The organism is Paenibacillus sp. SEL1 (assembly GCF_054602535.1).
The window spans coordinates 4404935-4418378 of record NZ_CM137723.1; the positions used below are offsets into that span (position 1 = coordinate 4404935).

At 44.9% G+C, this 13444-nt stretch carries 16 protein-coding genes; 13 read left to right on the top strand and 3 right to left on the bottom strand.

The window, feature by feature from the left end:
* Positions 1-14 precede the first annotated feature (14 nt).
* Positions 15-938 (top strand): NAD(P)/FAD-dependent oxidoreductase, encoded by a 924-nt coding sequence (locus ACYCSE_RS20650; protein WP_459699632.1) that lies wholly within the window; start codon positions 15-17, stop codon positions 936-938.
* 10 nt (positions 939-948) lie between these two features.
* Here ACYCSE_RS20650 and ACYCSE_RS20655 read toward each other — a convergent pair whose 3' ends face one another.
* Together ACYCSE_RS20655 and ACYCSE_RS20660 are read right to left on the bottom strand one after the other, a co-directional pair.
* Complete coding sequence (locus ACYCSE_RS20655) at positions 949-1278, bottom strand: hypothetical protein (protein WP_061830319.1); 330 nt, start codon at positions 1276-1278, stop codon at positions 949-951.
* Positions 1279-1420: 142 nt separating this feature from the next.
* A complete protein-coding gene (locus ACYCSE_RS20660; protein WP_007430161.1) occupies positions 1421-1741 on the bottom strand; it encodes a winged helix-turn-helix transcriptional regulator in 321 nt (106 codons plus the stop codon).
* Positions 1742-2031: 290 nt separating this feature from the next.
* Between ACYCSE_RS20660 and zwf the strand changes: the two genes are divergently transcribed.
* The 9 genes from zwf to ACYCSE_RS20705 all read left to right on the top strand — a co-directional run bounded on the left by zwf (position 2032) and on the right by ACYCSE_RS20705 (position 10200).
* On the top strand, positions 2032-3534 hold the full coding sequence (gene zwf / locus ACYCSE_RS20665; RefSeq protein WP_459699635.1) for a glucose-6-phosphate dehydrogenase: 1503 nt from the start codon (positions 2032-2034) through the stop codon (positions 3532-3534).
* Between the two features lie 54 nt (positions 3535-3588).
* Positions 3589-4482 (top strand): phosphogluconate dehydrogenase (NAD(+)-dependent, decarboxylating), encoded by an 894-nt coding sequence (gnd, locus tag ACYCSE_RS20670; RefSeq protein WP_053325295.1) that lies wholly within the window; start codon positions 3589-3591, stop codon positions 4480-4482.
* Between the two features lie 156 nt (positions 4483-4638).
* Complete coding sequence (locus ACYCSE_RS20675) at positions 4639-5313, top strand: SOS response-associated peptidase (RefSeq protein ID WP_459699638.1); 675 nt, start codon at positions 4639-4641, stop codon at positions 5311-5313.
* A gap of 20 nt (positions 5314-5333) precedes the next feature.
* Positions 5334-5459 carry a hypothetical protein gene (locus tag ACYCSE_RS20680; RefSeq protein WP_268819851.1) on the top strand — a complete coding sequence of 42 codons (126 nt, stop codon included), beginning with the start codon at positions 5334-5336 and terminating at the stop codon, positions 5457-5459.
* 234 nt (positions 5460-5693) lie between these two features.
* Entirely contained in the window at positions 5694-6902 is a 1209-nt protein-coding gene (locus ACYCSE_RS20685) for an MFS transporter (RefSeq protein ID WP_165175549.1), read from the top strand.
* Between the two features lie 55 nt (positions 6903-6957).
* Positions 6958-7404 (top strand): OsmC family protein, encoded by a 447-nt coding sequence (locus ACYCSE_RS20690; RefSeq protein ID WP_013310026.1) that lies wholly within the window; start codon positions 6958-6960, stop codon positions 7402-7404.
* Between the two features lie 69 nt (positions 7405-7473).
* Positions 7474-8559, top strand: a complete 1086-nt coding sequence (locus tag ACYCSE_RS20695) for a lactonase family protein (protein ID WP_459699641.1) — start codon at positions 7474-7476, stop codon at positions 8557-8559.
* A gap of 802 nt (positions 8560-9361) precedes the next feature.
* Positions 9362-9517, top strand: a complete 156-nt coding sequence (locus tag ACYCSE_RS20700) for a hypothetical protein (protein WP_172828312.1) — start codon at positions 9362-9364, stop codon at positions 9515-9517.
* Positions 9518-9690: 173 nt separating this feature from the next.
* Entirely contained in the window at positions 9691-10200 is a 510-nt protein-coding gene (locus ACYCSE_RS20705; protein ID WP_061830325.1) for a hypothetical protein, read from the top strand.
* A 143-nt stretch (positions 10201-10343) separates the two neighbouring features.
* Here the strand turns inward: ACYCSE_RS20705 and ACYCSE_RS20710 are convergent, their stop codons facing one another.
* Positions 10344-10970 carry an FMN-dependent NADH-azoreductase gene (locus ACYCSE_RS20710; protein WP_043882169.1) on the bottom strand — a complete coding sequence of 209 codons (627 nt, stop codon included), beginning with the start codon at positions 10968-10970 and terminating at the stop codon, positions 10344-10346.
* Positions 10971-11209: 239 nt separating this feature from the next.
* On the opposite strand from ACYCSE_RS20710, the gene murI reads away from it, so the two are divergent.
* The 3 genes from murI to fosB all read left to right on the top strand — a co-directional run bounded on the left by murI (position 11210) and on the right by fosB (position 13441).
* Entirely contained in the window at positions 11210-12064 is an 855-nt protein-coding gene (gene murI, locus ACYCSE_RS20715; protein ID WP_442434107.1) for a glutamate racemase, read from the top strand.
* A gap of 91 nt (positions 12065-12155) precedes the next feature.
* Positions 12156-13004 (top strand): aminoglycoside phosphotransferase family protein, encoded by an 849-nt coding sequence (locus tag ACYCSE_RS20720; RefSeq protein WP_459699644.1) that lies wholly within the window; start codon positions 12156-12158, stop codon positions 13002-13004.
* Positions 13005-13018: 14 nt separating this feature from the next.
* Positions 13019-13441 carry a metallothiol transferase FosB gene (fosB, locus tag ACYCSE_RS20725; protein ID WP_250244849.1) on the top strand — a complete coding sequence of 141 codons (423 nt, stop codon included), beginning with the start codon at positions 13019-13021 and terminating at the stop codon, positions 13439-13441.
* Positions 13442-13444: the final 3 nt, after the last annotated feature.

The following is a 13444-nucleotide window of genomic DNA, read 5'->3' on the forward strand; positions in this document are numbered from 1 at the left end:
AAGGAGGAAAAGTGATGAACTATGATTGCATTATTGTTGGTGGGGGAATTGCCGGATTGCAAGCAGCGATTCAATTGGGGAGATACAGCAGTCATCGAGTTCTAGTGATAGATTCGGGCTATGGTCGATCTACGCTGTGCCACCAGTATCATAATATTTTGGGCTTTCCTGACGGAATTTCTGGTGAAGAGCTGCGACGGCTTGGACGTAGTGAAGCCACAAAACTAGGTACTGAGTTTATTGAAGGGAAGGCGGTAAAAGCCATCAAAAGGGATGAGCTTTTTGACATTCAAGTGGAGGAAGGCTCCGTGTATTCATCTAAGACGCTGTTGTTAGCTACAGGGCTAACGGACCGTTTTCCAAAGCTGGATGGGTTACAAGCCTGCTTGGGCAACAGTGTATATGTGTGCCCGGATTGTGACGGTTATGAGGTTCAGGATCGCAGCACGGTCGTCATGGGAGCAGGCAAAGCAGGAGCTTCCATGGCACTGATTTTATCAGCGCGCACCGATCAACTTGTTTATGTCAATCATGAGCGTTCAGAGGTGCCGGACGAGCTGATTGTGAAGCTGCGGGAAAAAGGGATTGGCTATAAGGAAGTAGCCATTTCTGAGATTATAACCGGAGAACCGGGCTGTTTTGAAGCAGTGCGGCTGGCTGATGGACAAGTGGTTCGAGCAGAGCGAGGCTTTTTAGCTTTTGGCAGCAATCATGTTCATTCAGAGCTGGCAGAGCAACTGGGTGTACATCTGCTGCACAATAAGCATATTGAAACTCATCCTCGCAGCAAAATGACAAATGTGGAAAATGTATGGGTAGCCGGGGACTTAGGAGCTCATGCCGAGCAAGCGACTGTGGCGATGGGAGAAGGAGCTATGTCAGCGATTTGGATACACAAGGTATTAACTGGTATGAAAACAAAAGTACCGCAGCTCTGAGAGCTGCGGTTTAGAACGATGGGCGAGTACTCGTTGGGAGTTGAAGTTCAAAGCGTTTAAATTGATCGCTAATGCCATACTTACGTAAAATTTCCGCTTGTTTGTTACCGATGAGATCAAAATGCGGATAGGGCTGACGCTGATGAATATATTGGGGGTCTAATCCGTTTTGGTTGCACCATAAGCGCAGCTTGTCCAAATCAGAACATCCTACCTTGGTGACAGTTGTAATGCCTGGAAAGCGATCATCCAGCCAGTAATGTGTCAGAAAAGCAATTTCACCACGACTGACCTCTCTTTTCCAGGCCATAAGTTCCTGGCGGGTAATGCCAAATGCCATCGTTCTCATCCTTCCTTGGCCCATTCTGAAATTATGAGCTGCTGAGCGGTTGTCCCATTATTTTCGTACTATAGTTTGTATTATGATCCACATGGGGTAACACAATAACAGGAGACCATGTGTGGCGACCTCCTGTTAGCAGTTAAAGCCATCTCTCGGCCCAGCTCTCCACACCATTCAATGCATCACCTAGCTCTTTACCCTTGCGTGTCAGCGAATACTCAGTACGCACAGGCCGCTCTGTGATGACATTGCGAAGGATCAGGCCGGAAAGCTCTAGTTCCTTGATGCGTTCGTTCAGCATGCGTTTGCTAAGATCAGGTATAGAGACGTGAATTTCACTAAATCGTTTGGGATGTTCCATCAAAGTATGAATGATGAGAGCGGTCCATTTTTTGCTGATGATCTGAAAGGACTGTTCCACCTTACCGCACAAAAGCTTAGGCTGCCTGTCGTCGCTCATCTGAATCCCCTCAATTTCATTGTTGTTTTAAACAGTATACTAAAAGTAACTCTGTATACCAATAGTAACTATAACACTTTGTATCAACTGTGACATATTTAACAGTTTTTTCTCTTTCCTTTCGTCAATCATACCACAGAAAACGTTATCATTACAGGATATATCGAATGTTCACGATTTCGCTAAAATTTGATTGACTTGCCCCTTATTTTGGGTGTATTATGGGTTACGTTAATTCCTCAGGTAACTTTTAATAACCTCATCTTTATAATGGGAAGAAGGAATAATTCATGGATTCAATGACATTTGTCTTATTTGGAGCGACAGGGGATTTGGCGAAACGCAAAATTTACCCTGCCTTGTATAATTTGTTTGTAGAAGGTAAAATTCCGGCTTCCTTTTCTGTAATTGGGATGGGGCGTCGTGAAGTGGCGAACGAGCAATTTCAAAGTAATGTAGAGCAATCCATTAAGGATTTTTCCAGACACGTGAATGAAGACCGTGCACAGATGGATCAGTTCTTAAGTGCTTTCCGTTACAGCGCATTGAACGTCAACCACCCGGAAGATTATAAAAAGCTGCTGCAGCTTGCTGAGCAACGTGAAAATGACTTGGGAATTCCGGGGAACCGCATGTTTTACTTATCGGTGGCACCGGAATTTTTTGATGTGATTGCCCTCAATATTCGCGAGAGTGGTTTAGCTGAAACAAAGGGTTGGAAACGGCTCATTATCGAAAAACCATTTGGACATGATTTGGAATCCGCACGTGAGCTGAATGATCGCCTAAGCAGAACCTTTGCTGAGGATGAGATTTATCGTATTGACCATTACTTAGGTAAGCCCATGGTGCAAAACCTGGAAGCCTTAAAATTTGCTAATCCATTACTCCAAGGAATATGGAACAATCAATACATCGCCAATGTGCAAATTACCGCATCCGAGACTGTAGGGGTGGAGGAGCGAGCAGGATACTATGATCATTCCGGCGCTATTCGTGATATGGTACAAAATCACATGCTGCAGGTGTTGATGATGACGGCGATGAACAAGCCGGGACATGTCACGGCTGATCAGGTGCGTGACGAAAAAAGCAAGGTCATGGACGCGCTTCGTGCGCTTGATCCTTCCGATATTGCTTCCAACGTGGTAAGAGGACAGTATACCAACGGTGAGATCAACGGAAAAGCAGTTCCTTCCTATAAAGAAGAGCCGGATATCGGACCTGATTCGCAAAATGATACTTTCATTTCAGCTCGCCTATGGATTGACAACGAACAATGGTCGGGTGTGCCGTTCTATATTCGTACCGGCAAACGTATGAAAGAAAAATCTACTCGTATCGTCGTGGAATTCAAAAAGGACAGCACAGATCCTTATGCCGCTCAAGGGCAACCGACTGACCCGAACTTGCTGATCATCCATGTTAACCCGGATGAAAAGGTAACGCTGCGTCTGAATAGCAGAGACCCGCTAAACGCTGGTCAACTGGAAACGGTTCTGATGAATTATCATTCCGAGGCCAAGGATGTACCAGAAGCCTATGAGCGCCTCATCTTTGATGCGCTGCGCGGCGATTCCACCTTTTTTGCTCATTGGAACGAAGTTGAGCTTTCATGGGTGTGGGTTCAACCTGTACTGGAAGCTTTTGCTCGTGGTGAGGTTCCACTTCACACGTATGCAGCAGGCTCTTACGGTCCAGAAGCTTCAGATCAATTGTTGGAAGAACAAGGCTTTACATGGTGGCTGGACGAAAAGTCCGAAAGCACTGAAAAAGCAGTCGTTCGTTCTTAACACCAATAAGAAAGTATATACAAAATATGTTTGCTACGGCAGGAGGCCTTTACAATGCAAGTAGGATTAATTGGTTTGGGAAAAATGGGCTTGAATCTCGGAAAAAATTTGATCGATCATAAGCATGAACTTGTCGCTTACGACGTCAATGCAGCCGCAATCCAAGAAATGAAGGATTATGGAGCTACAGGTGCTTCTACATTGGAAGAGCTTGTACAGGCAACTCAATCCCCTAGAGTATTGTGGATTATGGTTCCTCACCAAATTGTTGATTCTGTGCTGGATCAGCTTCAACCGATGTTGTCCAAAGGGGACATCATTATTGAAGGTGGTAATTCTCATTACAAAGAGTCTATTGCTCGTCATGCCCGTCTTCAAGAATATGGTATCAGCTTCATGGATGCTGGAACTTCAGGCGGGATGGAAGGCGCACGTAATGGCGCTTGTTACATGATCGGTGGCGATCCGGAAGCTTGGGCGGTTGTTGAGCCTATTTTCCGCGACACAGCAGTGGAAAATGGATATCTGTATGCAGGTAAATCCGGAAGCGGACATTTTCTGAAAATGGTTCATAACGGTGTGGAATACGGCATGATGGCTTCCATCGGTGAAGGATTTGAAGTGCTAGAAAAAAGCAGCTTTGACTTTGATTATGAACAAGTAGCGCGTGTGTGGAACAACGGTTCTGTTATTCGCTCTTGGCTGATGGGTTTGACTGAACGTGCATTTTCCAAAGATGCAAACCTGGACGAAATTCGTGGGGTTATGCACTCTTCTGGTGAAGGAAAATGGACGGTTGAAGAAGCATTGGACATTCAGGCTGCAACTCCAGTCATTGCTTTGTCCCTGCTGATGCGCTATCGTTCTCTTGATGCGGACACGTTCAACGGGAAAGTGGTTGCTGCGTTGCGCAATGAATTTGGCGGTCACGCGGTAGAAAAGAAGTAATAACAATATAAGTTAGTATCTATCCCCGTAGCTTCACAACTGCGGGGATATTGCTATATGTTTTGTCGTTTATTGGATTTTTGCAAAAGCTGCATATGCATATTTTTCCTTGTATATCCGCACAATAGGTGAAAAAGGCGGAAGGATGAATAGCAAATGTGCAAAAGGTTTTCGTTATCGGCTGATTTGGATGAGGTTAGGGATCATTTTGGTATACAACGGGTGATGTATTATTACAAAACACGCTATAACATGAGTCCCACCCAGCATGTTCCAATTGTGCTGTATCAGGATGGAGAACGAGTACTTGATGAATTTCGCTGGGGATTTATTCCCTACTGGGGCAAGGATTGTGTCAATGCAGACTTGAATACGGTTCGGGTAAATCCAAGTTATCGCAAGATGGCGGAAACCCGGCGCTGTATCATTCCATGCAATGGATTTTATTACTGGAGAAAATTGGGTAAACGCATGTGTGCTGTACGGGTAGTATTGCCGGAACAGAAGATGTTTGCGGTCGCGGGGCTATATGAAGTATGGCAGGATAGTCGTAAGGAGCCTTTACGCACCTGTACGATGATGACAGTTCAGGCCAATACGGATATACGTGAATTCGATACCCGTATGCCAGCTATTTTGGAAGCTGATCATATAGATTCATGGCTAGATCCGTCTGTCCAGAACATAGATGAGCTGTTGCCTCTACTGCGCACATATGAGGAAGGGGACATGAGTATCTATCCAGTGACCCCGCTGGTGGCCAATGATGAACATGATAACCGTGAATGCATTCAGGAAATGGATTTGCAGTGGTCCTGGATTAAACCTTAAACGTATGGAGATTTTCATCCATGATTGATCATAAGCTTCCCGCCGCCTGCATAGGTATGTATTGGGGAACAAGCGTCATGATCCGGGGAGAGGGGAAACGGCCGAAGGAGTATCTCATATGGGATGGAGGCGATTGGAATGAGTAACGATACACTCATCCAGCTGCTGGTGCTCATGGTGACGATCATCGGTCTGGTCCAAAACCGGTAAGTGGCAGGTTCCAGAAGGCGGGAGAATTGCCATAGGCAATCTTCCGTTTTTTTCTGTGTTAAAAAGCTCGCAGATTAAGGAAGCTTACGGTACAATAGATGCTAGGCTACAGGTGACAAGACACCTGAATATACGTCTACATACGATATATTTTTAAGGGAGAGCAAATCATGAGTGAATTAACTTCATTACCACCAGCCAAAAAAAGAAAATTGCTGTTTAGCGCAGGGCTCAGCTGGTTGTTTGATGCTATGGATGTGGGGCTGCTTTCATTTATAGTCGCAGCGTTGGCAAAGGAGTGGCATCTGGGATCTGAGCAAATTGGACTGCTGACTGCAATGAATTCGATAGGAATGGTGTTCGGGGCCGCTTTGGCGGGGATTTTGGCTGATCGTTACGGCAGACGTGCCATATTAGTGTGGACATTGTTGATCTTTTCTATTGCCAGTGGCTTATCCGCTTTGGCGACAGGTCTCGGAATGCTGCTGGTGCTGCGTTTTATTGCTGGTGCAGGCTTGGGTGGGGAATTGCCTGTTGCTTCGACGCTGGTGTCAGAATCAGTGCCTGTGAAAGAACGAGGGAGAGCAGTTGTGCTGCTGGAAAGCTTCTGGGCGGCAGGTTGGATCCTTTCGGCTCTTATTGCTTATTTTGTTATTCCAAAGTATGGTTGGCAAATGGCATTTATTCTCGGCGCAGTACCTGCGCTGTACGCTCTTTATCTGCGCAGAGCTATTGATGATTCACCGCGTTATAAGCAGCAAAGCGTCAAACTTCCGCTGCGTGCACGATTGGCTTCGATTTGGTCGGGACCCCATCGCAAGTCTACGCTGATGCTGTGGATTTTATGGTTCACAGTTGTATTTTCATACTACGGCATGTTCCTGTGGCTACCGAGCATGATGTTTATGAAAGGTTTCGAACTGGTTAAAAGCTTTGAGTATGTGCTGATCATGACGCTTGCGCAACTACCAGGTTACTTTACCGCCGCCTATCTGATTGAAAAGCTGGGGCGCAAATTCGTACTGATCATCTACTTGCTGCTCACAGCAGTGTCCGCCATTTGGTTTGGCACCTCGGAAACGGCGGGAATGCTGTTGGCTGCTGGTATCTGCTTGTCCTTTTTTAATCTTGGTGCATGGGGAGCCATGTACGCCTATACTCCAGAATTGTACCCGACAGCTGTACGTTCAACTGGTGTGGGTATGGCGGCTGCGTTTGGCCGTATTGGAGGCGTTATCGGGCCTTTTGCGGTCGGTATACTCGTAGGACAGGGCGTAGCGCTACCATCTATCTTTGTGATTTTCTTCGTAGCTATCTTGATCGGAGCTGCGGCTGTATGGTTGCTGGGTACGGAAACCAAAAATCAGGAGATTGACTAACCTTTACATTCACCTGTGTAAAGATTCATAATGTAAGAGAGAGGAGTGACCTGAAATGGAGCATACCTTTCTGCTCAAGGCAGACTGGAACGGGGGGCGCAACAGCGACGGCCGTATTGAGGCTGGACAGTTGCGGACTGCAATTTCGATCCCGGCTGAGATGGGAGGCCCTGGTGTGGGCACCAATCCAGATGAAATGCTGCTCGGTGCCGCCGCTACCTGCTATTTGATTACGTTGGCGGCGATGATGGAGCGCGCGAGTCTCCCGGTGGCATCACTGGCGCTGGAATCCGAAGGGATTGTCGATGTAACGAACAATATTTTTACATATCGCCGAATTGTGCATCGTCCGCAGGTTCAATTGGCTGCCGATGCGACAGAATCGCAGATCGAACAAGCATTGCGACTGGCAGAGCAGGCAGAAACCTCATGCATGATCTCGCGTGCCGTAGCGGGAAATGTGGCGTTGTCCACAGAGCCCGTGGTGGAGCGCGCCTCTTAAAGCGATATTTGTAACAGGAGCAATCATTCCAATTGCCCATCATTTTTTTAATCCAAGGAGGACACAACCATGACAGCACAACAAAAATTGCTCGTATTTGCAGGCTCTTACGCCGAATTGGAAGGTAACGGAGTTTATTCGTACACTTTTAATGAACAGACAGGAGCACTTACACTACAGGATGAGTTCTCCGGCTTGAAAAATCCTACATTCCTGAATGTGGACGTCAAAAATCGGAAGCTGTATTCCATTGGAGAGACGACTTCTGCTGCAGGAGCGAAAGTAGGCGAAGCCTCTGCTTTCGAAATTGACCCAGTTAAAGGAACATTTACATTGCTGAATCGTGCGGAAAACGTGGGTGCAACAACTTGCCACATTCAGCGTGATCCATCTGACCGTTACCTTATTGTAGTCAGCTACCACGGTGGTATGGTGGGACTGGTGTTTCTGACTGAGGACGGACGTATCGGTGAGTTGCTGGATGTTAAACAGCATGAGGGCAAAGGAGCGCATCCTGAACGTCAGGATCGTCCACATCCACATTCCAGTTTCTTTAGTCCGGATGGTCGCTTCCTGTTCGTACAAGATCTCGGTCTGGATCTGATCCGCGTTTACACCATTGATGACAGCAAAGGACAACTGGTGTTTCATGGTGAAACGAAAACCCATGCAGGTGCAGGTCCACGTCATTTGACGTTCCACCCGAATGGTAAATTTGCTTTTGTCATTAACGAAGTGGATTCTTCCATTACTTCTTTTGCATATGATGCAGAGGCTGGCAAGCTCACTGAGCTTGAGAGCGTACCGACATTGCCATCTGACTTTACAGGTGAAAACACAACTGCTGAAATTGCGATTTCGGGGGATGGAGCTTATCTGTACGGTTCCAACCGTGGGCATGACAGCATTGTCGTATACGCTGTAGACGGAGCAACTGGCAAGCTGAGCTTAGTCGAGCATGTATCTGCTGAAGGAGAGCATCCACGCCATTTTGCTTTGACTCCAAATGGTGACCATATGCTCGTGGCCAACCGGGACACCAACAACATCGTTACGTTCAAAGTGGACAAGGCAAGTGGACGCTTGACCTACACCGGGCAACAAGTAACCGTATCCAAGCCAGTATGCGTACAGCCTTTTTACTTTTCTGTGTAAAAGGAGCGTTACATTTATATCATGCAGAGTGACAAAGTAACGGTATGCGGCTTGTGACCGCTACGAGGACGGATCATTCTTCCGATCGCTGTTGCCCCCAGATTTCTTGTTAGTATGTTCAAGGGTAGAAATCCGGGGGCAAAGGCGAACGCTCCGCATCTTCAGAACGATTCCGTCCTCTCCGCTGCTTTAGTGCTTTTGGCGACCATTTTTTATGCAGAAACAATAAACGAATACGTTATATGTTGATGGTACTAATAGATTAACCAAGCATATAAAATTTTTTAGTGAAAACGGCTCGTAGAATAACCTACAGCCGTTTTTATTTTAGGACTTAGTCATTTCTAAAGAAGTCACTACCTACAAAAATAATATAAAATTTTATGGTTACAAATAAGATACGAATAATCTCGGTAGGAAAAGGGTACATATGTTATAAGCGGGACAAGAACCCCTCAAGCACTCCGATAATGCAAATCTAGGACAAGCATTGTGAGTTCCATATAAGGGTTAGAGGCTTTAAATAAAAGTATTATATTTGGCCTAAGTATCAGTTTAGGTCGTTGGCTTTTTAGAAGTGAACTCATGAAAAATGAGAATGGCAAGGATAAGCTGGGTAACGAAGCGGGCAGAGGGATTTCGGAGAAGCGATAGCGTTCGCCTTTGGAACCTGATTTTAACCATTAAAATATATTCAAAAAATCAGGCTCCAACAGCGATCGGAGAAACCATCTGTTTGCGAAGTGGGATACACAAATCGACAGCCTTGGATTTCATATATTTTACAGGAGGAGGAAACGAAATGAAAATTATCATTACACAACAGGAAGCCGTCGACAAAGGAATATGGACAGAGATCATGGGGATGTTTGCTGTAACCAAAGAGGACGAAGTATGGCAAAATGAAGAGTTTATTCTCACCGAAGAACAGGCACGTCAGGTCGGGTTATTAAGATAGCAAAGATAAATAAGACATGTTATCAAGTTTTAAGACCAAGTCTTAAAAAATCGTAACTTCTTTTTTATGTATCTGATACACTTTTTAACCGTGCAACGTTTATGATAAGTACACAAGGGTAATGAAGCTTACAGACACCGTGTACATACCCAAACGGCAAGGAGAGATCAGACATGATGAAACTAGCTTCGAAATGGACCGTATTGGCTTTAATGATGATGCTGATTACGACGGCAGGGGCAACAGCGCAAGGCTACACGCCTGTAGCAGCTGCTGAAAATCAGGAGACCGTATATATAAACCAAATGGAGATTCGTGACGGACAAATTTATTTGTCGGCAGACCCGATTGAATGGTATGAAGGCGCGGCAGCTGACAAAGCATTATTGGAGCATGAAGGAAATACAGGATTGGATGGAGCTCCAGATGGCTACTACATCGTAAACAATTCCGTGCAAAATGACGTGTATCAGGTTGCACCAGATGCTTCGGTAGAGGTGCAGATTTATGATCACACGGGTAACATAGAAGATACAGACGTGCAATGGAACGAATCGATTCCTCTGGCACAGTTTGAGAAAGATTTTGCTAAAAAGGACGTTCTGGACCTCAGTCAATTTCCATACCATGTTACGCTTCGTGAGGGTAAAGTTGTAAAAATCGTGCAGCAATTCATTCCTTAAAATAGAAGTAATCTCATTTCACAAACACGTGCTTTCACTTGATTATAGATCAGGGGAGCACGTGTTTTTTATACTTTATAACAAAAAAGAGGATATCCAGCCCATATAGGGCGCGGATATCCTCTTCTCTTCATAATATATGATTAGAACGATTTTGCTGTGTCCACTGCACGTTGTACGGCAGAAGCAACGATTTCTTGTGCTTGATCTGGAGCTTGGTTATGTCCTTCCAGAACAACTTTCACGATGTCTTTCACTCCGAAGAAGGATAAGATGTTGTTCATGTAGTTCAAAGACATTTCAGCTGCAGCAGCTGGTCCTTCGGAATAAACGCCGCCTCTTGCATTCAACAGGGCTACTTTAGTTTCAGTTACGAGACCAACTGGACCTTCAGCAGTGTATTTGAATGTTTTACCAGCTTGGTTCAGGTAATCAATGTACGTATGCAGTACAGCTGGAATCGTCATGTTCCAGAGCGGGAAAGCAAATACGACTTTGTCTGCTGCCAGGAATTGATCCAGGTAGCCATTAGCGATGTTTGCCAGGCGAGCTTCTTCTGCGTTCAGCTCCATGCCTCTAGCGGATTTGAACGTGCCGTTGATCATGTTAGCGTTCAAATAAGGAAGCTCGACGGAGAACAGGTCCAGCTCAGTGATTTCATCAGTTGGGTGGGAAGACTTGTAGCTTTCTACGAAGGCGTTATACAATTTAACTGTTGCAGATTCTTCAGCTGTACGATCATTAGCTTTGACAAATAATACTTTAGACATGATTTATTTCCCCCTAAGTAAGTTGAATAAGTAAGTTAAGTTAGTAAGTTACCACGTAATATTACAATATAAAGATAATATCTGTCAACACTTTTATATTAAATTTACTTTGAAAAGCTACTTTATTTTTTACACTGTAAATTTACGTGTTTCTTTTGCAAAATATCAGTTTTGCGGTAAAATTTAAATGTAAAGTCTAATGAAGAGTATGGTTTGAGTAGGCGAAGAAGAAAATGAACATGTTGCCTGTAAGATATGGCACAATAGTTGAACGAAAAAAGGTGAGTAGCTTGAAGATAGGTTTTTTTGATTCAGGATTGGGTGGAATTACAGTATTGTCCGAGGCACTAAGACGTTTGCCAAACGAAAATTTTGTATACATGGCGGATACGCTTCATGTGCCTTACGGGACGAAAACTCCTCAAGAGGTGCTTGGTTATGTCAAGGCTTCAGTAGAAACGATCCTTAAAGAAGATGTTAAGGCATTGGTCATTGCCTGCAATACGGCTACAAGTATCGCAGTTGCGGAGCTAAGGAAGGAATATCCTATTCCGATTATTGGTATGGAGCCAGCTGTGAAGCCAGCGGTCGAGATGAACCGAGCCAATGGTAAAAGAGTTCTGGTGTTAGCCACACCATTGACGTTGAAACAATCCTGTTATGCAGCGCTGGTATCCAGGGTTGACGATCATGGGAGCGTGGACTCACTACCTCTGCCGGAGCTAGTACATTATTGCGAACAGTTGAATTTTGACCGGGCAGAAATGTTCGAATATTTTAACCGTGAGCTGTCTTCGTTCAATCTCGACATATATGGTACGGTGGTATTGGGATGTACTCATTATCCTTTTTATAAGGAAATTCTAAGGGAACTACTACCTTCTCATATTCAGTTAATTGACGGGAGCCAGGGAACAGTTAGGCGGTTGAAACAGGTGTTGTCTGAGCGTAATTTGCTGGAACCTTCGCCAAAATCCGGTCCATCGCAGGAGGGACACATTACATTTCTATGTTCTAGTCAGGATGAGGCCTATGTGCATAAGATGGAGCGGGCGCTTGAAATCTATGCGGAGCATGAAAAGATTTATTTTTAAAAGAAGAGTGGCTGGCGAACGTGTGGGAGCTAAATGAAATATCCAAATCGCCAGCCGCATTGTGGATCAGACGCATGGAGGGAGGCGTGAGATGGATGTTCAACTGATCCTGAATGAGCTTCACGAAACGGGCGTGCTTGAAAGCCATATGCGAAATCTCAAACCGCTGACTGGCGGAACTTCGAGCAAAGTGGTAGTTGTCATGGACGGAACTAAGCCACGATACGTGATTAAGCAAAATGATCCCGCTGTCGTAGAAGCCGAGGCAGAATTCTTACATACCTATGTACAGATTGAGAAACTATCGCGTTTGGTTTATGTAGATCCGTTGCACCGTTATTTGGTATACACGTTCAGGTCAGGGTTCACACAGTATCAAGGAAGAAACAAAAGCGATTTGTTGCTTCGTCTGGCAACGGAGGTGATCTCGCACTACAAGCCTTGTGGTGAGGAACGTCATTATGGTTATCCGGATCACCCGTTTGTGGAATGGAGAGATTTTCTGCTGCACAGAACGAAGGAATCTGGAAAGATCATACAAGGCGTTTTACCCCGAGAGAATCATTGGTTCGTTGATACCCTTGTGGCTGGATTGCCGCAACGTAATATTAAATATTTGCTTCATGGTGACTGTGGGGTACATAATTTTGTGTTTACCGAAAACGGCACATTGACGGGTATTATTGACCCTGATCCAGTGGTAGGAGAACCTCTGTATGATCTGATATACGCCTTTTGTTCTTCACCGGATAGGCTGACCGTCGATAATATTTTGCCTGCCTTAGAGAAGCTTGAGCCGGAGATGACAGGGGAATACGAGCTGAACAGGGAAGTGTTACTGGGATTATACTTTCGTATAGCTACCTGCATTCGCCATCATCCTAAAGACCTCGATAAATATACAGAAGCATGGACCTACTGGCTAGACAGGGTACGCTGAAAGGAATAGGGAACATGAGCATACAAGGGTGGAATCATATTTGCTTTTCGGTGTCTGATTTGGAGAAGTCTATACATTTCTATCAGAATGTACTAGATGGAAAACTGCTCGTTAAAGGACGTAAGCTGGCTTATCTGGACTGTCTGGGAATGTGGTTGGCTCTCAATGTGGAAGAGGATATCCCGAGAAATGAAATTCATCATTCCTATACGCATATTGCATTTTCGATAGCGGAAGCTGATTTTGAAAATATGCTCAACAAGCTGAGAACTTTTAATGTCACCATTTTGCCCGGACGAGAGCGGAATGAACAGGATAAAAGATCGGTCTATTTTACAGATCCAGACGGACATAAGTTTGAATTCCACACAGGACAATTGCAGGACCGCTTGGAATATTATAAAAAAGATAAAAAGCATATGACTTTTTATGATTGATTA

Excerpts from the sequence above, each read along its gene's own strand:
- ACYCSE_RS20650 (WP_459699632.1), top strand. The coding sequence starts at position 15 with ATGAACTATGATTGCATTATTGTTGGTGGGGGAATTGCCGGATTGCAA.
- ACYCSE_RS20655 (WP_061830319.1), bottom strand. The coding sequence starts at position 1,278 with ATGGCATTTGGCATTACCCGCCAGGAACTTATGGCCTGGAAAAGAGAG.
- ACYCSE_RS20660 (WP_007430161.1), bottom strand. The coding sequence starts at position 1,741 with ATGAGCGACGACAGGCAGCCTAAGCTTTTGTGCGGTAAGGTGGAACAG.
- zwf (WP_459699635.1), top strand. The coding sequence starts at position 2,032 with ATGGATTCAATGACATTTGTCTTATTTGGAGCGACAGGGGATTTGGCG.
- gnd (WP_053325295.1), top strand. The coding sequence starts at position 3,589 with ATGCAAGTAGGATTAATTGGTTTGGGAAAAATGGGCTTGAATCTCGGA.
- ACYCSE_RS20675 (WP_459699638.1), top strand. The coding sequence starts at position 4,639 with ATGTGCAAAAGGTTTTCGTTATCGGCTGATTTGGATGAGGTTAGGGAT.
- ACYCSE_RS20680 (WP_268819851.1), top strand. The coding sequence starts at position 5,334 with ATGATTGATCATAAGCTTCCCGCCGCCTGCATAGGTATGTATTGGGGA.
- ACYCSE_RS20685 (WP_165175549.1), top strand. The coding sequence starts at position 5,694 with ATGAGTGAATTAACTTCATTACCACCAGCCAAAAAAAGAAAATTGCTG.
- ACYCSE_RS20690 (WP_013310026.1), top strand. The coding sequence starts at position 6,958 with ATGGAGCATACCTTTCTGCTCAAGGCAGACTGGAACGGGGGGCGCAAC.
- ACYCSE_RS20695 (WP_459699641.1), top strand. The coding sequence starts at position 7,474 with ATGACAGCACAACAAAAATTGCTCGTATTTGCAGGCTCTTACGCCGAA.
- ACYCSE_RS20700 (WP_172828312.1), top strand. The coding sequence starts at position 9,362 with ATGAAAATTATCATTACACAACAGGAAGCCGTCGACAAAGGAATATGG.
- ACYCSE_RS20705 (WP_061830325.1), top strand. The coding sequence starts at position 9,691 with ATGATGAAACTAGCTTCGAAATGGACCGTATTGGCTTTAATGATGATG.
- ACYCSE_RS20710 (WP_043882169.1), bottom strand. The coding sequence starts at position 10,970 with ATGTCTAAAGTATTATTTGTCAAAGCTAATGATCGTACAGCTGAAGAA.
- murI (WP_442434107.1), top strand. The coding sequence starts at position 11,210 with ATGTTGCCTGTAAGATATGGCACAATAGTTGAACGAAAAAAGGTGAGT.
- ACYCSE_RS20720 (WP_459699644.1), top strand. The coding sequence starts at position 12,156 with ATGGATGTTCAACTGATCCTGAATGAGCTTCACGAAACGGGCGTGCTT.
- fosB (WP_250244849.1), top strand. The coding sequence starts at position 13,019 with ATGAGCATACAAGGGTGGAATCATATTTGCTTTTCGGTGTCTGATTTG.